Source organism: Bacillus sp. CDB3 (assembly GCF_002081505.1).
In the GTDB taxonomy this organism is placed as follows: Bacteria; Bacillota; Bacilli; order Bacillales; family Bacillaceae_G; genus Bacillus_A; species Bacillus_A cereus_AT.
This window is the reverse complement of the sequence record NZ_ALBR01000081.1, coordinates 34,169-52,660: the sequence shown is the minus strand read 5'-3', so window position 1 is coordinate 52,660 and position 18,492 is coordinate 34,169. Positions and strand designations below refer to the sequence as shown.

The window sequence follows — 18,492 nt, the reverse complement described above, 5'->3', positions numbered from 1 at the left end:
TTTGCATTTTTAAGTTTGATGGGCTTTACAGGAATGTTCGAATATAGTCTTCCGTTACTAGGTAGTATAGGAGTGTATGTCATGATTTACTTTAGTTACTATATGTTAACGGTTCGATCGTACACAAATACAGTATTCAGCGATAGAAAATAAAAAGAAGCAAGCATGGATTTCATGATTGCTTCTTTTCGTTATTTCGTAGAAACTTCACCTTCAGTTTCTGTTTGCGGAATAAAGTATCCGACTATACCACCAATTATTGCTGGAACAATCCAGCCAATACCTAATTCATAAAAAGGAATTGCGTGTACGATATTAGCGATAAAACTTGGTATCATTCCCACATTATCAAGTGCATGAATACAGCTAATAAGGAATGCCGCAATCATCGCTCCGATATAGACAGAAGGTTTACGTTTCGTATATTTATCAATAAAGGATACGAAAATTAAAATGATTGTAATTGGATATAAAATAATTAATACGGGTAATGTAATTTTGATTAATAAACTTAATCCTAAGTTTGAAATAACGAAACTAAAAATACAAACGTATAGTACAAGCTTCTTGTATGAAACATTTGTTAATACTGTTGTGAAATAGTTAGCGAATGCACTTACAACACCGATTGCAGTCGTTAAACAAGCAAAGATAATTGCGATACTTAATAAAACATTACCGCTTGTCCCAAAGAATTGATACATAACAGTAGCTAATAGCTGACCGCCGTTTTCAAATTGTCCTAAGTTCCCGTTTGAAGCGCCGATATAACCGAGTAAGAAGTAAACAATTGTTAAGAAAAGGGCAGCAATGCTTCCGCAAATAATTGTATATTTCGCAATGGATTTCTTATCTTGTATACCGTTTTGACGAATGGCATTCACAACAATTGTTGATAATACGAGAGCACCGATTGCATCTAACGTTAAAAATCCTTCAAGAAATCCTTTGAAAAATGGAATTTCTTTATAGTCACCAACAGGTTCTGCAAATGATCCTGGTGAAAGAATCGCTTTTGTTGCCATAATTGCAATAATTACAAGTAAAATGGGTGTTAATATTTTACCGATATGATCTACTAATTTTGATGGATTTAATGATAAGAAGTAGACGACTGTAAAGAAAATCGCACTAAAGACTAACATAGAGTACCATTGATCTGGGAATAGTGGTGCAATCCCAATTTCGTAAGATACAGATCCAGTTCGTGGAATAACAAATAGTGGGCCGATTGAAAGATAAATAATGATAGCGAATATTGCTGCGAATTTTGGATGAACACGGCTTGCTAAAGTATTAAAACTACCACCAGCAAGGGCAACAGCGACGATAGCTAGTAAAGATAAACCGACATCTGTAATAATAAATCCTGTAATGGAAACCCACATATTTTCTCCGGAAGAAAGACCGAGAAGAGGCGGGAAAATCATATTACCAGCACCGAAGAAAACTGCGAATAGTAGTAAACTAATCGAAAGTATTTGCGCTGGTTTTAAAGTTGTACGCATATAAAGAAAAGCCTCCTAATGAGTGTTTTTGTCGAAAATTCAAATAATTTGTCGAGTAACTGTTATTATTTTAAAGGTCTGATGACTAGAAAGCAAGAGGGAATTTTATAAATATTAAAAAATAATGCATTAAATTGAATAAATATACTATTTATATGTTAATTAGGAAGGATTTAACTTTAAATATAAAAACACACATATCGTTACGATATGTGTGTTAAAAGAAAATCTTTTTATCACGTTCTTCCTTTAAAATTTCAACCGCTTCTCGGAAACGTTGTGAATGGACAATTTCTCGTTCACGTAAAAAGCGCAAGCTGTCGTTTATGTCGGGGTCGTCAGATAAATCAATTAGCCATTGATAAGTTGCTCGTGCTTTTTCTTCAGCGGCAATATCTTCATATAAATCTGCGATAGGGTCTCCTTTTGCTTGAATATAAGTAGCAGTAAAAGGAACGCCACCAGCATTATGATAAAACAAAGCGCTATCGTGGTTAGCATATTGTGCGTCTAATCCAGCAGCTTTCATTTGTTCTGGTGTCGCATCTTTCGTTAATTTATAAATCATTGTCGCAATCATTTCTAAATGGGCGAACTCTTCTGTACCGATATCGGTTAGTAAGCCAACGACTTTGTCAGGAATTGTATAACGTTGATTTAAGTAGCGAAGAGCAGCAGCCAGTTCGCCGTCCGCACCGCCATATTGTTCAACTAATAATTTGGCGAGTGCTGGATTACAAGTACTCACTTTAACTGGATATTGTAATTTTTTTTCATAAATCCACATAGTTTCTCTCCTTTATCCCGCTATTTGCTGCCCGTAAACTCCACTTGATTAAAGTTTTATTTTATATTTGCCATGGCCACGGTCCTTGGCTCCATTGCCATGGAGCGTTAGAATAACTATTTCCGAACTGCTGAAGTGGCCCGTATTTTTCTTCAATTTTTTGTTGTAATACTCTTCGTTTATAGGAGAAATCATTGAATTGATTTATAGCTGCAGTATCGTCGGGGTGCGTATCTAAATAGAGGGTAAGTTCAACTAATACAAAGTCTAGTTCTTGTAGTTTTTCAATCCATTTGTAATATTCATCAGGCAATGTTTGTGTCACGTTTTTATTCACCGTCCTTTTTTGTGAGGATTTTCATAAAAATCATAAAAAGCAGGCCATAAAGTCCCTTTTCTTAAAGCTTCTTTTGGTGGGAATTGGGGTAAGTTAGGTGGTTGAAAGCCCATAAATAGGTGTGGGGGAGTTGAGTAGTATTTCTTTCCAATTGGAGGGCAAGGATCATTTGGACCGTGATAAGGTATGTAAGATTTCATGAATTTATCCATGTTACACGCCTCCTTTATAAATGAAATATTCATCACTACGTATTGTATTCGTACATAATTGCAAATTATGACTCATATAGAAAACTAAAAGGGGCAGGGGGAGTGCGGATGGAAAGTGTTACAACATGTATTGTATTAGAATCTAAAAACTTAAAGGAAACATTATATTTTTATGAAGGAATTTTAGGGTTTAAACCGAGCAAGGAAAGGCCACAAATACGTGTAACAGGTGTGTGGTATGATATCGGTTCAACGAGAATTTGTTTTGTTGTAAACAGGGGGCTGGGAGAACATAGAGAGACTGTTATATCATCAGTGAAGGACCTATTGTTAAAAACTACAAATATCGAGCGGTTAAAGAAAAAGTTAGCGTTTTATCAAATATCATTTGTAGAAAAGCGCCGCGGTGAAGAAGTTAGAATAATAATTCATGATCCAGATGGTTATACACTCCAATTTATTTCAATAGAGAACATGGAAAAGAGCCTTTTACAATCTAATAATCTGAATGGTGAATGAAAAAAATATTGACAAGCCCCTCCAAATATTTTAATGTGATTGTATAAAATTGTGTATATAAAGGGGAGTAACTTATTACAGTAAAGTCGTCATTACAGGGAGAAACCCTCGGCTTTATTGGCAACGTTTCGTTGTTAGTGAGACCTTTACCAGCAATGGTAAAGGCCCCTTCTTGTCTTTTTTAGGACCCTTACCATATTTGGTAGGGTCCTTTTTGTATACAAAGAGAGGAGAAATAAAAATGAAAAAACTTATTAGTAGATTAAGAGTTGTATTTCATGTCCGCCGTTTTGTTCCATTTCTATTTGACTTTTTTACTTCAAAAGAGGTTTCCATAAAGAAGAAAATCTTATCTATTGCTTTTTTAGTTGGTTATGTAGCGATGCCGCTCGATTTAATTCCAGACTTCTTACCGTTTATCGGTATTTTAGATGATATTGGAATTGTCTTATTCATTTTGAATCGAATTGTAAAGATGGCACCAGTACAATTGCAAGAAAAGCATAATGTAAATGTAGGATAGGAGCTAAAAGTATGGAGCAAATTATTTTAGATATAATCGAGTATTTAAAGCAGTTTTCTTATTTTGGAGTTGTGTTAGCTTTAACTTTTGAATTTATTCCAGCAGAGGTAGTTTTGCCTATGGTTGGATATTGGGTATACGAGGGTGATATGAATTTTTGGCTAGCTGTATTAGCTGGAACACTTGGTGGGACGACAGGGCCTTTAACTTTATACGCGCTCGGTTATTACGGAGGGCGCCCTATATTAGTGAAGTATGGGAAATACTTCTTCATTAAAGAAGAACAAATTCAAAAAGCAGATGATTTCTTTGAGAAATATGGGCCGGTTGTAGCATTTTTAGGACGCTTCATCCCGGGAGTTCGAACGCTTATTTCCGTTCCATGTGGTATGGCGAAAATGAACATATGGAAATTTAGCATATATACATTTGTAGCAATGTTCCCATTAACGACTTTGTATATTTATTTTGGAATGAAATTAGGTCCACATTGGGAAAAAGCAGGGGCTATTGTTGGGGAGTACATGTTACCTATATTAGTAGTTGTCCTTGTAATTGTAGCTTGTATCTTAATCTATAAATATATGAAAAAGAGGGACAAAACGGAATCTATTTAAAGATAAAGGCACATAATTTTTGGTGAATATAGATGAATAATACAGGCAAAGGACTCTTAAGGACATACACATATAAGGAATAAGTAAGAGAGAGGGGAAATTTCTATGGCTTGTGAATGCTCAGGGGCGGCGTTAACTTGTTGTCCAGATAAAAATTTTGTACAAGATAAAGTGTGTAGTCCATGGTCAGGAACTGTAGTTGCTACTGCAATTACAAATGTGCTGTATAACAACAATATTAATCAAAATATGATCGGAACAGGGTTTGTTAGGTATGACGTTGGGCCAGTTCCAATCACGCTGACAGTTCTAGATGGAACAGGGGCTACAATTGACACACAAACATTAAATCCTGGAACGAGTATTGCTTTTACGTACCGTCGTTTCGAGACAATTGAAGTAACTTTACCTGCTGGAACACCTGGAACATATCAAGGAGAGTTTTGTATAACAACACGTTATCCACTTTCATAATAGAAAAGGAGAGGACTAAGATGTGCAATTCTAACTTATCATGCTGTTCCAGTAAAACACTTGTACAAGATCAGGTATGTATAGATTGGGCTGCTACTGGTGCAGTAACTGAAACGGTATATACGAATAATATTACACAAGATTTGTACGCGTCTGGCTATGTAAAATATGATGTAGGTGTAAATCCAATTACAGTAAACTTTCTAGTAGGAGCGACAGTAGTTAATACGATTACTGTACAACCACAAAGTAGTGGATCGTTTACAGTAAGGTATTTTACTACAATTCAAATCGTAACGACAGGGACGGCAACGAGCCAAGGGCAATTATGCCTTACGGTACGTTATCCGATTTCATAAGAAAAGGCATACCACAATGGTATGCCTTTTCTCTATGGTTTGTTGGTTCATAAATGAAGAAGAGAAAACTTATCTTATAAACAAAATGAAAATTGACAACAGTATTTCCCCTCTATATATTGGGTTGGATTATTTGGAATATTAATAATCGCAATGGATTGTAATGACTTCCCTGTGTACGACATCGTGTTGCCAGGAAAAACAGTAAAGGTATTTGTAACTTGGCCGACAATTTGAACAGTGACTTCTCCTGTACTACTAGTACTATTATATATAGAAATCGTACCGGATATCTTAAGCACGCCATCCCCTTCCCAAAGTGGTAATGTACGGAAGGGATTTGGATTCTCTTTGGGAGGTAGTGGAATTTCATTGGTTATGAAAAAATTACCGGCAAATTCATTCATAACTAATTCACAGCCTGGTGGTTCTGGTGGATTAGGCGGATCATAGGGAGGACAGATGATAGATAAAGGAGCATAGCAGCCGATATTTTTTTTACAAGCCATTAATAGTTCCTCCCTTCATAGCTACTATTTATTACTATTAAATGTTGTAAAGCGATAGGTTGTGTTAATAAAGGGGTGAAAAATTTCACGAAAGATGTTTAATAGGCTTACAGCTCGTAATAAGTTATGAGAGTCTGTAAGACAAAAGGTGGTTGTATAAGATAATACAAGTAATGTGGGATGTCACACGAAATTGACTGTATATTTACAAAAAATAAATAAAATTCATTCTTAATTTAAACGAAGTTAATATGAGTTCGATACAATAACCATTGTAATTAATTCATTATATGAGGAGGATTCACGTGGAAAGAACTGCTTTACAAAAAGTAAAAGGCCTTATTGGATTATTGATGGTTTTTGTATTAGCTTTTGTATCATTGCCGTGGAATACACCAATCAAAGCGGAAGAGAAAAAACAAGAAAAGTCGCCAAGTGAGAAGAAACTGGTTTTTCCAGTTGTAAGTGATGTGCATATTAAAGATAGTGGAACAGATGATACGTTCCGCTGGAAAAGAGCGATTGAGCAATTTAATACGCTTGCACCAAAGCAAGATGCATTTGTCATTGTAGGTGATTTTACGAATTTCGGCTTAGCGCCAGAATATGATCGTTTCATGCAAGTGTATAACGAAAATGCAAATAAAGACGCGGTACGAATGACTTCTTTAGGTAACCATGATTATTGGAATGGTTTATCTGTAGAGGGAGCGCAGAAGCGTTTCTTAGAAAAGACAGGAATGGAATCGATTTATTATCATAAAGTGGTAAAAGGTTATCATTTCCTTGTTATGTCTCCAGAGGATGGGACAACTCATGGATATTATTCAGACAAGCAAATTAACTGGTTAAAAGAAGAAATGGCAAAGGCGCAAAAAGATGATCCAGAAAAACCGATTTTTGTGTTTTTACATCAACATATTAAAGATACAGTGTACGGTAGTCAAGAATGGGGAACGAAAGATAGTGCAAAAATTAATGCGGTATTAAAAGAATACCCACAAGTAATTACGTTTTCAGGTCATTCACATTATCCGTTAGATGATCCAAGATCGATTCATCAAAAAGACTTTACGTCTGTTGGAACATCTTCTGTAAGCTATATGGAAGTGGAAGGCGGTAAAGTACAAGGGAATATCCCGCCAGGAGCTAGTACATTAAGCCAAGGTTTATTAGTAGAGGTAGATGACAAAGAGGTAACAATTAATCGCCGTGATTTCCATACAAATTCTTGGACAGGCGATCCATGGAAAATTAAATTACCAACGAAAAAAGAAGGATTCAACTATGTAGAAGATCGTGATAAAGAAAAGCCATACTTTGCGAAGGATGCAAAGCTTGCTGTATCAAATGTAACGGAAAATGCGGCAACAGTAACATTCCCGCAAGCGTTGGACAACCTTCTTGTTCATTCTTATCGCTTGCAAGCAAAGGATAAAGAAACAGGTGAGATTAAAAATAAGCTATTAGCGTTCTCTGAGTTTTATCGTGATCCAGTGCCGAAAGAGCTTACATTTACGCTTGCTGGATTAGATGGCGGGAAAACATATACACTTGAAGTAGTTGCAATTGATTCGTTTGGCAATGAAAGTGCGCAACCGTTAACTGCAGAAATCACAACGAAAAAAGATAATATTGATCCGAATGTGAAAGTACCAAAGGCAGACGTTTTTGATGTGAATTTCTTAGATGGTACATTTAAAGATAACTCACCGTTTGGAACAAAAGGTGATGTGAAAGGCAATGTATCTATTGAATATGATAAAGCATTGAAAAAGAATGTTATGAAGTTAAACGGAAAAGCAAATACATTTGGGTACCTTCCATTTTCAGCAACACAAAAAGAAAAAGTAGCAAATTCATTTACGTTAGAAACTGTATTTTCGATGAATGAAATTCGTGGACAAGGGATTTTGCAAAATACGGAGAGCGGTGGAATTGGCTTTGAGTCTACAGGCGATGGAAATGTAGAATTGTGGGCTCATATCGGTGGTAGTTATAAGCGTGTTGGAACTAAATTAGAAGCAAATAAAACGTATCATTTAACAGGAACGTATAACGGAAGTGAAGTAGCAATTTATGTAGATGGTAAAAAAGTAAATAGCCAGCCAGCTCAAGGGAAAGTGTATCATCCGAATGTGCCATTTGCCCTTGGTGCAGATCCAGATAGCAATGGCAATGGTGGTATTCCGTTAAACGGACAAATTGCATTAGCAAAATTATACAGTAAAGCATTAAGTTCTTCAGAAGTATTAGCAGCGTACAACGAGTTTTCTAGTCGTACAAAATTAGAGCAAGTAAATGCATTATATGAAGAGGTTGGAAAAGTGAAAGAAGTATTGGCAGGTACTTATGAATTTGGTGAGAAGCCAGGTCAATATTCTCAAGAAGCTTTTAAAGAATTACAAAAAATCTATGATAATGCTAAGAAAGTGTTTGAAAATATGGCAAGTACGGGAGACCAAATTGTTCAAACATATAACGAATTAAAAACAGCAAACCAAACATTTGTACAATCTAAAGTAGCAGAAGAACAACCGAAAACACCGAAAGAAAAATTACAAATCAATATTGAAACTGCAAAAACAGTAGTGAAAAAAGCGCAAGCTACAAATGTAACGGACGGTTCAGTGAAATCATTGAGTCAAAAAATCACTGTTGCAGAAGCTGTGTTAAAAGATAAAAATGTAAAAGATGAGTATGTAGAATCAATGAATCGTACGTTAGAGCATGCTATTTCATTGGTTGAAAAAAGTATCAACAAGTAAGGTATAAGAAAAAGAAGCTTATCATGATAGGCTTCTTTTTTGTTATACTAAAAGTAGTATAGAAAAAGGGAGCGAATAATTTGGAACAGAAAAAGCTAAAAAGAATTCTTGAATATGTATGGATCGCCGTTGTGCTCCTTGTAGGATATTATTTATTAAAAGATAAAAGTATATGGGTTCTATTTCTAATGACATTTTTATTAGCGGGATTAGGAACGCTATTTATTAACTTTTTCTTTGATAGTGTAAACGCGTGGAGAAAGAAAAAGAAAGAGACGAAGTAAGTGGATAAGTATGCAAAGGTTGAAGCCTATGTGGGCAGCGGTATATTTTGCAATTTACAATCGTTAACGAAAAAACATAATAAAACATGAAAATAGCTCGCCGTTTCATCGGCGAGCTATTTTGTTATGCTTCTTTCGTCTCATCATTTGTTTTTTCATTAGCTAGATGACTATGTTTTCTAGAGTAGAAGAAATAGACACATAAACCGATTATAAGCCAGACTGCAAAGCTGATCCATGTCGTTTTAGACAAATTAATCATTAAATATAAACAACAAAGAATAGCGACAACTGGTAGTACAGGTACGAGTGGTGCACGGAATCCGCGTTTTAAATCAGGGTGGGTTTTCCGTAAAATAAGCACAGCGCAGCAAACGAATGTGAAGGCTGTTAATGTGCCGATGTTTACTAAATTAGCTAGTAAATGTAAGTCTAAAAGTCCTGCTAATAAAGCTGCAAAGCCCCCAGTAATCCATGTGTTTAGTAAAGGGATTTTTACTTTTTTATTTACGCGTGATAACGCTTTTGGGAGTAAGCCGTCTCGGCTCATCGCATAAGAAACACGAACTTGTCCATACATAACGACTAAAAGAACAGTTGTCATTCCTGTCATCGCACCAACTGCAAGCAGCCCCGCAATTGTATCTTCACCAACGAAATGTAGTGCAAATGCAACAGGATCAGAAACGTCTAATTGCGTATAAGGGACCATGCCTGTTAAAACAAAAGATACGATCATGTATAAAACTGTACAAATAAGAAGGGAACCGATAATGCCAATTGGTAAATCACGCTGCGGTTTTTTCGTTTCTTCTGCCGCGGTTGCGATTGCATCAAAACCTAAAAAGGCGAAGAAGACAGTGGCAGCTCCAGTAATAATACCGTCGTACCCGAATGGAATGAACGGTGTCCAATTTTCAGGCTTTACATATTTTGCACCTGCTACGATAAAGGCGATAATAACTGCTAATTTTATAAGGACCATAATATTATTAATGCGTGCGCTTTCGCGTATACCAAAACTTAAAAGCCCAGTAATGAGAAGTAAAATACAAACAGCGGGTAAATCAATGAGACCACCTTTTCCTGTTCCAGGGGCCGAGGAAATAATGGTGGGAAGGTGTATATTGAACCCTTGAAGTAATGATTGTAAATATCCAGACCAGCCAACAGCTACGGCTGCAACAGCGAGTAAATATTCGAGCATTAAACACCAACCAACGATAAAGGCGACAACTTCTCCGACAGTCATGTATGCATAAGTGTAAACACTGCCTGAGACTGGTATAGAAGAAGCGAATTCGGCATAACAAAAGGCTACACAAGCACAAGTAAATGCAGCAATAAGGAATGATAGCATAATACCAGGGCCAGAATGTTTTGCCGCTACGATACCTGTTAATACAAAAATCCCTGTCCCAATTACGGCGCCGATTCCTAAAAACGTTAAATCGAGTGCCGTTAATGTTCGATCTAGCTGCCTTGGTGATTCAGTACTAAGCGCTTTTTTTCGTAATAATGACTTCATTTTGGACTCTCCTCCCGTTTTTCATCTCCATAACTGCGAATAGTGTGAATCCATTGGAAAAGAGTACGTAAGTGAATGAAGGTACAGTTATGGTATGTAGTTTTTTGAAATTTCTGGATTAATTTTAATATAATTCAGAATATTTTGTCAAATAAAAATGTGACAAATAAAATGCGAATGAACAGGGGAAACTACTTGCAGAAATGGACGAGGGTTAACGGAGTGATAAAACCATTCATTAAAGTTTCACTTTATAAAGTAGGAGAAGATGCTATGTTATTTTATTTTGAACTTGTCGTCATTTTACTTTGTACGAAATTAGCTGGTGATATTAGTGTGAGACTCGGCCAGCCTTCTGTACTTGGTAAATTGATTGTTGGTATTATTATCGGTCCTGCTGTACTCAGTATTATTAATAGTTCAGAACTTATCGATGAGCTGAGTGAAATTGGTGTTTTACTACTTATGTTTATGGCAGGGCTTGAAACAGATTTAGAAGAGTTAAATCGGAATTTGAAATCTGCATTCGCAGTAGCGATGGGAGGAATTATTTTCCCATTCCTTGGTGGGTATTTAGCAGGACTTGCGTTTGGAATGTTACAGTCGCATGCGATCTTTTTAGGGTTATTACTTTGTGCCACTTCGGTTAGTATTTCTGTTCAAACACTAAGAGATTTAGGAAAAATGAATACGAGAGAAAGTACGACGATTTTAGGGGCAGCTGTATTTGATGATGTAATTGTTGTTATTTTATTAGCATTTGTGATGAGTTTTTTAGGTACACAAGATGTAAATGTAACGCTTGTCATTGTAAAGAAAATTATCTTTTTTGTAAGTATCGTTTTCATCTCTTGGAAAGTTGTTCCATGGATTATGAAAATGCTCGTACCACTTCGCGTAACAGAAGCATTAATTAGTGCAGCTCTTATTATTTGTTTCTCATTTTCGTATTACAGTGAAATGATGGGCATTGCAGGTATTATTGGAGCATTTGCAGCCGGAATTGCAATTTCTCAAACAGAGTATAAGCATGAAGTAGAACATAAAATTGAACCGATTGCGTATGCGATATTTGTTCCAGTGTTCTTCGTAAGTATTGGAATGGAAATTACATTTCAAGGTATCGGAAGCCAGCTTTGGTTCATTATTATTATGACGCTCATTGCGATTTTTACAAAGTTAATTGGATCAGGTTTAGGAGCGAGACTAACGGGGTTCAATCTTCAATCTTCTATTAGTATCGGTGCGGGGATGGTATCACGCGGAGAAGTAGCGCTTATCATCGCGGCGAATGGACTTACGGCGAATTTATTAGCGAAAGAAAATTTCACAGCGATTGTAATTGTTGTTATATTGACGACGATTATTACGCCGCCGCTTTTGAAGAAGTATTTTGTATAGTGAGGAAGGGCTTATCTGATGTAGATAAGCTCTTTTTTTATTGGAAAAAAGCAATAGTCATATAGCGTGAATAGGTTGTAATTATGGTAAAATCTACGTATATGATAAGTCGAGGAGAGAAATGTGTGAGGATTACGAAGGGGAAGGTTATAGGTGTAATCATACTTATTGCATTATGTATACCATTTACCGTATGGAAAGAATCAAAAGTGAAAGATTTTCCGGTTTCTATTTTTTCTTCCTATGTAGAAGACGAAAACCCGAAAGATTATAAGTACACTGCTTTTGTACCTGACTTTGCAATTTGGATACATGGATGGGAAAAACAGCGATCTGAAGGTGAAATAACGTCATATAAAAAAGGGAATCGAACTGTAATTGTTCACCATCCACCTGGTAATGATGGTTTTTATCTATATGATACAAATGATATTAGAGAATATACGCAACCGTAAGAAGTGGAGGTTAAATAGTGAAAGCTTCAACATTACTATTTAAAATTGAAAGTAATATGGATCAATTTTCACCAGCTGAAAAGAAGGTTGCCATGTACATAATGGAGAATGCAGAGATTGTTCCGAACTTAACGACGAAAGAAGTGTCAACAAATGCAGGCGCAAGTGAGGCGAGTGTTGTTCGCTTTTGTAAATCGATTGGGATTGGAAGCTTTAAAGCATTTAAAATCGCACTCGTTCGTGAATTAACGATTGCTGATTATAATATTAATGATTTTTCAGTGATGAATACGGAAGATGGACCGTACGATTTGTTTAATAAAGTTACATATGTGAATAAAGCTGCAATTGAGGCGAGCGTTACGGCTATAGATAAAAAGGAACTTGAGAAAGCAGCGGACCTTATTGTAAATGCAGATAAAATTATATTTTACGGGGTAGGCGGATCAGCTACTCCGGCGATGGATGGGGCTTATAAATTTACAAGGCTCGGATTTACAGCGATGATGCTATCTGATTTTCATATGATGTTGCCCCTTGTGACGAATTTAAAAGAAGGCGATATATTTGTTGCGATTTCAACATCTGGTCGTACGAAAGATGTACTTGAAATGGCGCAATATGCGAAGAGACAAGGTGCAACTGTTATCGGAATTACGAAGCTCGATCAATCGTCACCGTTATACAAAGAGGCAGACATTCGTCTTTGTATGCCAGATGTAGAACAAGATTATCGTATTGCAAGTATTGCTTCGAGAATGACACAGCTGAATATGATAGATGCTTTATATGTGATTACTTTTAATCGTATTGGTAATAAAGTGTTGGATCAATTTATGGAGACAAGAGAAGAAGCTTTGCGGTTACGGAAGTTAAAATGAAAAGATGGGGAAACCCATCTTTTTTTGCATACTGACATAAATTCGTCATGAAAAGAAATGAAATTTCATAAAATAATAAAGTGATATCGATTTTAAATTTCTTGAAGTTATAATAAAAGTATGAAATTAAATTTCAAAGCAGGTGGTAATATGTTAGAAAATTTATCGACAGAACATCGTAATGAGAAGACGATGAATTTGGATGAGATGAGCATAAAAGAAGTGCTACAAAGTATGAATCAAGAAGATCGAACGGTTGCGTTAGCAGTTGAAAAAGAGATAGAACAGATTGAAAAAGTGGTCCAAACTGTTATTAAATCTTTTGAAGAAGAGGGCCGTTTAATTTACATTGGGGCCGGTACGAGTGGTCGTTTAGGTATTTTGGACGCGGTGGAATGCCCGCCGACATTTGGCACAGATGATAAAATGGTGCAAGGATTTATAGCAGGTGGATTGAAAGCGTTTACTAAGGCGGTAGAAGGTGCCGAAGACCGCGAAGAGTTAGCAGAAGAAGATTTAAAAAGTATTGGATTAAACGAGAAAGATACAGTGATTGGAATTGCAGCAAGTGGTCGAACACCTTATGTAATTGGTGGATTGAAATATGCAAATAGCGTGGGAGCGAGTACAGCTAGTATTTCTTGTAATAAAAATGCTGAAATAAGTAAATATGCAAAACTAAACGTGGAAGTAGAAACAGGCGCAGAAATTTTAACAGGCTCAACACGTTTGAAGGCTGGTACAGCGCAAAAATTAGTGCTTAATATGATTTCAACAGCATCTATGATTGGTGTTGGGAAAGTATATAAAAACTTAATGGTAGATGTTCAGTCTACAAATGAAAAGTTAGTAGAACGATCAAAACGAATTATTGTGGAAGCAACAGGCGCTAGTTATGAAGTAGCAGCAGAGTATTATGAAAAAGCAGAACGTAACGTGAAAGCTGCGATTGTTATGGTATTGCTACAGTGTGAGTATGGGGAATCACTGGAGAAATTAAAAGAAGCGAAAGGGTTTGTGAAGAAGGCACTATAAAATAATAGGGAGGGGGATTCTATTATGAAGAAAGAAGAGAGAATGGCCAAAGAGATTTCAGAGCAACTTGGGGGAGTAAAAAATATTCGTGGCATTGCTCATTGTATGACGAGACTGCGATTAACGCTTCATGATGAAAGTAAAGTGAATATGGACCTTTTGAAAAAGGTTGAAGGGGTTATGGGCGTTATTGAAGATGAGACGCTTCAAGTTGTTGTTGGACCAGGGACAGTAAATAAAGTAGCAGCTGAAATGGAAGGTTTAACGGGACTGCGAATTGGTGAGGTGGCAGATCATCACCTTGAAGATCTTGGGCAAGAGATGAAGTCAGAGATTAAGAAGAAAAATAATACACCAGTGAAAAACTTTTTAAGAAAAATAGGAAGTATTTTCATTCCGTTAATTCCAGGTCTTGTTGCGTCAGGTATTATAAACGGGGTTGCTAACTTTGCGAAAAACGCAGGTGCCGATCCGAATGCAACGTGGCTACAAATGCTACTACTCATTGGCGGCGGTATCTTTACATTCTTAGGAATTTTAGTCGGCTGGAATACAGCGAAAGAATTTGGCGGGACACCAGTTCTTGGGGCAATTGCTGGTATTTTAATTTTTAACCCGGCGATGGCGAATGTAAAATTATTCGGTGAAGCGCTAGTACCCGGACGGGGTGGATTGTTTGCAGTTATTTTTGCAGCGTGGCTTATGGTTGTAGTGGAAAGACAAGTTCGAAAAGCAGTGCCAAATGCAGTTGATATTATTGTAACGCCGCTTATTACTGTGTTAGTGGTAAGTATCGTAACGATGTTAGCAATTCAGCCGGTAGCAGGTTTCTTATCTGAAGGAATTACAAGCGGAATTAATGCGATTTTAAATATTGGCGGAGCGTTTGCTGGAGCAGTGCTTGCCGGAACATTTTTACCTCTCGTTATGGTCGGATTGCATCACGGTTTAACACCGATTCATATGGAGTTTATTAATCAAACACACGTAACACCTTTATTACCAGTACTTGCAATGGCTGGAGCTGGGCAAGTAGGAGCAGCGATTGCGATTTTTGTAAAAACAAAAATAAACGACTTCGTAACGTAATTAAAGGTGCATTACCAGTTGGATTTTTAGGAATTGGTGAACCGTTACTATATGGGGTTACATTACCACTTGGGAAACCGTTTCTCACTGCTTGTTTAGGGGCAGCAGTTGGTGGTGCATTCCAAGCAGTTATGCAAACAGCTGCACTCGGAATTGGCGTATCAGGATTATCATTAATTCCGTTAATTGCTGATAATAAATATTTATTATATTTCCTTGGATTAGTAGTGGCATATACGTTCGGATTCATTTTTACGTACTTCTTCGGATTCAAAGAAGAAATGGCAGAAAACATATAGAGAAAGGGATTCCTTTCTCTTTTTCTATTCATAGAAAGGGAGATTCATATGATAGGAGTTTCAATTTATCTTGCAAAAGAACGAGTAAAGAAACAAGAAGAGTGGCTAAAAGTAGCGAAGGAAAATGGATTTTCATCTATTTTTACATCACTTCATATACCAGAGGATGATCCTGGTACATATAAAGAGCTAATTCAAATACTGGGGAAACAAGCTCTCGAAAATGAAATGGAATTAATGGTCGATGTTTCTCCAAAATCGTTACACCATTTAGGGATGACGTACGAAAATGTGGAAGAGTTAGTAGAGTGGGGTATTACTGGTTTACGAATGGATTATGGCATCACGCCGAAAGAAATTGCACGCGTATCCCATAAGATGAAAGTAGCTTTAAATGCGAGTACGATTACAGAATCATTTTGGAAAGAGTTACTTACGGAAAATATACGAGTAGATCGTGTAGAAGCGTGGCATAATTTTTATCCGCGCCCAGAAACAGGACTAGCAAAGTCATTTTTACAAAAACAAAATAAGTATTTACATGAGTGCGGAATAAAAACGATGGCATTTATTCCGGGAGATGGGGAAAAGCGGGGTCCCTTATATGAAGGCTTATCAACGTTAGAAAAGCACCGCAATATGCGCTCGCTGGAAGCGTATTTAGAACTTGTGCAAGAGTGTGACGTCGATAAAGTGCTAATTGGGGATATAAGCGGGAGCATAGAAAGTGTACAAGAAATCGCAATTGCGAGTAATGGAATTATTCCAGTGCGATATCAATCATTTATAAATGATAGCGACACTGTACAACTGTTAGAACGAGTGCATACGAACCGGCTTGATCCAGCTCGTGATGTCATTCGCTCTGTAGAATCGCGCGAAGAAAATAAAGTTGTATTACAACCGATGAATACAATTTCAAGAAAGAAAGGTAGTATTACAATTGATAATGAATTGTACGGTAGATATGCTGGGGAGATGCAAGTTGTTATAAATGATTTACCTGAAGATGAGAAAGTGAATGTTGTCGGAATGGTTGTGGAAGAGGACGTGTCTTTATTGCCGTATATTGATGCTGGAAAAAAGTTTCAACTTTTTCTGTGTGATAGAGTAAAAGCTTGAATTAGCGCTATTTTGTAAAAGACATTATTCGTAAAACGAATAATGTTTTTGTTTTCTTTAAAAAAAGCATTTGACGAATGAAAAGAAATACCGTATTGTTTTGTCTTGTGAATAAATGTTCACCATAACAAAACAAAAAAGGGGAGTTCAAAATGAATCAATATATTGGGAATTTAATTATTCGTATCGTGTTAGGAGTTACGTTCTTTGCACACGGTTTAGCAAAGTTTCAATCAGGTATAGATAACGTAGCAGGATGGTTTACAAGCATCGGCTTACCAGGTGGTCTTGCATACGGCGTAGCAACAGTTGAATTAGTTGGTGGTATATTATTAATTATTGGTTTAGGTGTACGATATGTAGGATTGTTATTCGCTCTTATTTTAGCTGGAGCTATCGTAAAGGTAAATGGAGCAGCAGGATTATTAGGAGATGGAAAGAATCCAGGATATGAATTAGATCTTGCATTATTATCAATGGGTGCGTATTTATTCGTTGTAAAAGCAGAAGGATATGTAGATCGTTTCTTAAAAGAGAAAGTAATGAAAACGAAGTAAATTTTATTTATAAATTGTTGACTTAAAGAGTTGTTGTAACTATAATGGTTACAATAACGGAATTAAGAATAAAATAATTTGAATATTTTTTTACACGAGATGTAACTAATTTAGTTACATCTCGTGTAAAAAATAAATAAACGAGGGAGGAAGTACTATGCCTAAATCAAATTTAGAAATTATTCAAGGTACGTATGAAGGATCAGCTTCTTCGAATGCAAAACATTTAGCAGAAGCCCTCTCTGAAAAAGTAGAATGGACAGAGGCAAAAGGTTTCCCGTACGGCGGAACGTATATAGGTACAGAGGCTATAATGGAAAATGTATTTAGTCGTTTAGGATCGGAATGGGATGAGTATAAAGCGAGTGTAAATACGTATCATGAAGTAAACGGAAAAGATGTAATTATTGCTGAAGGTGTTTATTCAGGAGTTTATAAAGAAACGGGAAAATTGTTTGAAGCAGAATTTGTTCATATATGGCAGCTTGAAAATGGAAAAATCATAAAATTTAAGCAATATGTGGATAGTTATATTGTGCGAGAAGCGATGAAGGTTTAAAATGTAATAAGGAAACAAATGGAATCGGCTGTGCGCAGGCGATTCCATTTGTTTATGTGATTATTAGGGGAATGGGGAATACATAATATGAAAAAATGGATTATAGGGACAATTACAATGATTGTAATTGCGATAGGAGTTGTATTCGGTGTTACGAAACTCCTTAATTATATAGAAGAAGAGGAGAAGAGTCTGAAAGCACAAAATGTAACGGGGCAACAAGGGAAGAAAGAAAAGCAAGAGAAGCAACAAGCTAGTGAAGATGAAATTATTTCTACCATGCATAGGATGGTACATCAAAAAGTGAAATCCTCTGAAAAATGGGGATTTATTGAAATGACAAATAAGGAAATTCGTAGTGCGAAGGAAGCAGTAGAAAGCAGTACAAATTTTAAAAATAAATCAAAGTTACTTGCTACTTTGGAGCGCTGGGAGAAAGGGGATTTTTCACAAACGGTTGAGGAGCATAACTTTTTGTGGGAAATTCAAGGTGGTGATACTGGAAAGGCAACAGAACGTTTATCGCCAGAAGAAGAAAAGAAGTATGTGAAAGAAATGAAAGGTAAATGAAAACATCGCCACTTTGGTGGCGATGTTTTTCAGGCTGTGGAGAAAGTCTTCTCCACAGCCTGTTTTTGTGTCTGAACCTCTTTTTATGTGTCAACACTG

At 36.4% G+C, this 18,492-nt stretch carries 21 protein-coding genes and 1 pseudogene; 16 read left to right on the top strand and 6 right to left on the bottom strand.

From position 1 onward, the window contains the following. Positions 1-191: 191 nt before the first annotated feature. From brnQ2 to CDB3_RS20100, 4 genes are all read right to left on the bottom strand, one after another. Complete coding sequence (brnQ2, locus tag CDB3_RS20115; protein ID WP_098499504.1) at positions 192-1,508, bottom strand: branched-chain amino acid transport system II carrier protein BrnQ2; 1,317 nt, start codon at positions 1,506-1,508, stop codon at positions 192-194. A 217-nt stretch (positions 1,509-1,725) separates the two neighbouring features. Next, entirely contained in the window at positions 1,726-2,295 is a 570-nt protein-coding gene (cotJC, locus tag CDB3_RS20110; RefSeq protein WP_000265283.1) for a spore coat protein CotJC, read from the bottom strand. 61 nt (positions 2,296-2,356) lie between these two features. Next, positions 2,357-2,620 carry a spore coat protein CotJB gene (locus CDB3_RS20105; RefSeq protein ID WP_063219332.1) on the bottom strand — a complete coding sequence of 88 codons (264 nt, stop codon included), beginning with the start codon at positions 2,618-2,620 and terminating at the stop codon, positions 2,357-2,359. Between the two features lie 8 nt (positions 2,621-2,628). Next, positions 2,629-2,844, bottom strand: a complete 216-nt coding sequence (locus CDB3_RS20100; protein WP_000357170.1) for a spore coat associated protein CotJA — start codon at positions 2,842-2,844, stop codon at positions 2,629-2,631. A gap of 108 nt (positions 2,845-2,952) precedes the next feature. Here CDB3_RS20100 and CDB3_RS20095 point away from each other — a divergent pair, with 108 nt between their 5' ends. From CDB3_RS20095 to CDB3_RS20075, 5 genes are all read left to right on the top strand, one after another. Further along, positions 2,953-3,363: a VOC family protein gene (locus tag CDB3_RS20095; RefSeq protein WP_128855719.1), complete on the top strand. Its 411-nt coding sequence runs from the start codon at positions 2,953-2,955 to the stop codon at positions 3,361-3,363. 241 nt (positions 3,364-3,604) lie between these two features. Then, entirely contained in the window at positions 3,605-3,886 is a 282-nt protein-coding gene (locus CDB3_RS20090; RefSeq protein ID WP_000733844.1) for a YkvA family protein, read from the top strand. Positions 3,887-3,897: 11 nt separating this feature from the next. Beyond that, positions 3,898-4,503: a DedA family protein gene (locus CDB3_RS20085; RefSeq protein WP_128855718.1), complete on the top strand. Its 606-nt coding sequence runs from the start codon at positions 3,898-3,900 to the stop codon at positions 4,501-4,503. A 105-nt stretch (positions 4,504-4,608) separates the two neighbouring features. Continuing rightward, entirely contained in the window at positions 4,609-4,977 is a 369-nt protein-coding gene (locus tag CDB3_RS20080; protein WP_128855717.1) for a DUF3992 domain-containing protein, read from the top strand. A gap of 20 nt (positions 4,978-4,997) precedes the next feature. Then, the gene (locus CDB3_RS20075) at positions 4,998-5,336 is read left to right on the top strand and encodes a DUF3992 domain-containing protein (RefSeq protein WP_016094718.1); all 339 of its coding nucleotides are present in this window, start codon (positions 4,998-5,000) and stop codon (positions 5,334-5,336) included. Positions 5,337-5,410: 74 nt separating this feature from the next. On the opposite strand, the gene CDB3_RS20070 is transcribed toward CDB3_RS20075, so the two are convergent. After that, positions 5,411-5,845 carry an S-Ena type endospore appendage gene (locus CDB3_RS20070; RefSeq protein WP_128855716.1) on the bottom strand — a complete coding sequence of 145 codons (435 nt, stop codon included), beginning with the start codon at positions 5,843-5,845 and terminating at the stop codon, positions 5,411-5,413. 305 nt (positions 5,846-6,150) lie between these two features. Here CDB3_RS20070 and CDB3_RS20065 point away from each other — a divergent pair, with 305 nt between their 5' ends. Together CDB3_RS20065 and CDB3_RS20060 are read left to right on the top strand one after the other, a co-directional pair. Beyond that, a complete protein-coding gene (locus CDB3_RS20065) occupies positions 6,151-8,613 on the top strand; it encodes a LamG-like jellyroll fold domain-containing protein (protein ID WP_128855715.1) in 2,463 nt (820 codons plus the stop codon). 80 nt (positions 8,614-8,693) lie between these two features. After that, the gene (locus CDB3_RS20060; RefSeq protein WP_002116445.1) at positions 8,694-8,897 is read left to right on the top strand and encodes a hypothetical protein; all 204 of its coding nucleotides are present in this window, start codon (positions 8,694-8,696) and stop codon (positions 8,895-8,897) included. A 124-nt stretch (positions 8,898-9,021) separates the two neighbouring features. Here the strand turns inward: CDB3_RS20060 and bcaP are convergent, their stop codons facing one another. Then, positions 9,022-10,425 carry a branched-chain amino acid transporter BcaP gene (gene bcaP / locus CDB3_RS20055; protein WP_128855714.1) on the bottom strand — a complete coding sequence of 468 codons (1,404 nt, stop codon included), beginning with the start codon at positions 10,423-10,425 and terminating at the stop codon, positions 9,022-9,024. A 177-nt stretch (positions 10,426-10,602) separates the two neighbouring features. Between bcaP and CDB3_RS20050 the strand changes: the two genes are divergently transcribed. The 9 genes and pseudogenes from CDB3_RS20050 to CDB3_RS20010 all read left to right on the top strand — a co-directional run bounded on the left by CDB3_RS20050 (position 10,603) and on the right by CDB3_RS20010 (position 18,393). Next, positions 10,603-11,826 (top strand): cation:proton antiporter, encoded by a 1,224-nt coding sequence (locus CDB3_RS20050; RefSeq protein ID WP_128855713.1) that lies wholly within the window; start codon positions 10,603-10,605, stop codon positions 11,824-11,826. Between the two features lie 125 nt (positions 11,827-11,951). Further along, a complete protein-coding gene (locus CDB3_RS20045) occupies positions 11,952-12,281 on the top strand; it encodes an outer surface protein (RefSeq protein ID WP_128855712.1) in 330 nt (109 codons plus the stop codon). 17 nt (positions 12,282-12,298) lie between these two features. Beyond that, complete coding sequence (locus tag CDB3_RS20040; protein WP_128855711.1) at positions 12,299-13,162, top strand: MurR/RpiR family transcriptional regulator; 864 nt, start codon at positions 12,299-12,301, stop codon at positions 13,160-13,162. A gap of 150 nt (positions 13,163-13,312) precedes the next feature. Continuing rightward, complete coding sequence (gene murQ, locus CDB3_RS20035; RefSeq protein ID WP_128855721.1) at positions 13,313-14,197, top strand: N-acetylmuramic acid 6-phosphate etherase; 885 nt, start codon at positions 13,313-13,315, stop codon at positions 14,195-14,197. A 24-nt stretch (positions 14,198-14,221) separates the two neighbouring features. After that, a pseudogene (locus CDB3_RS20030) lies at positions 14,222-15,585 on the top strand (PTS transporter subunit EIIC). 48 nt (positions 15,586-15,633) lie between these two features. Continuing rightward, the gene (locus CDB3_RS20025) at positions 15,634-16,707 is read left to right on the top strand and encodes a DUF871 domain-containing protein (protein ID WP_128855710.1); all 1,074 of its coding nucleotides are present in this window, start codon (positions 15,634-15,636) and stop codon (positions 16,705-16,707) included. Between the two features lie 152 nt (positions 16,708-16,859). Next, entirely contained in the window at positions 16,860-17,264 is a 405-nt protein-coding gene (locus tag CDB3_RS20020; protein WP_001077751.1) for a DoxX family protein, read from the top strand. A 157-nt stretch (positions 17,265-17,421) separates the two neighbouring features. Next, the gene (locus tag CDB3_RS20015) at positions 17,422-17,823 is read left to right on the top strand and encodes a nuclear transport factor 2 family protein (protein WP_128855709.1); all 402 of its coding nucleotides are present in this window, start codon (positions 17,422-17,424) and stop codon (positions 17,821-17,823) included. 87 nt (positions 17,824-17,910) lie between these two features. Further along, the gene (locus tag CDB3_RS20010) at positions 17,911-18,393 is read left to right on the top strand and encodes a PRK06770 family protein (RefSeq protein WP_128855708.1); all 483 of its coding nucleotides are present in this window, start codon (positions 17,911-17,913) and stop codon (positions 18,391-18,393) included. The last annotated feature ends 99 nt before the right edge of the window (positions 18,394-18,492 follow it).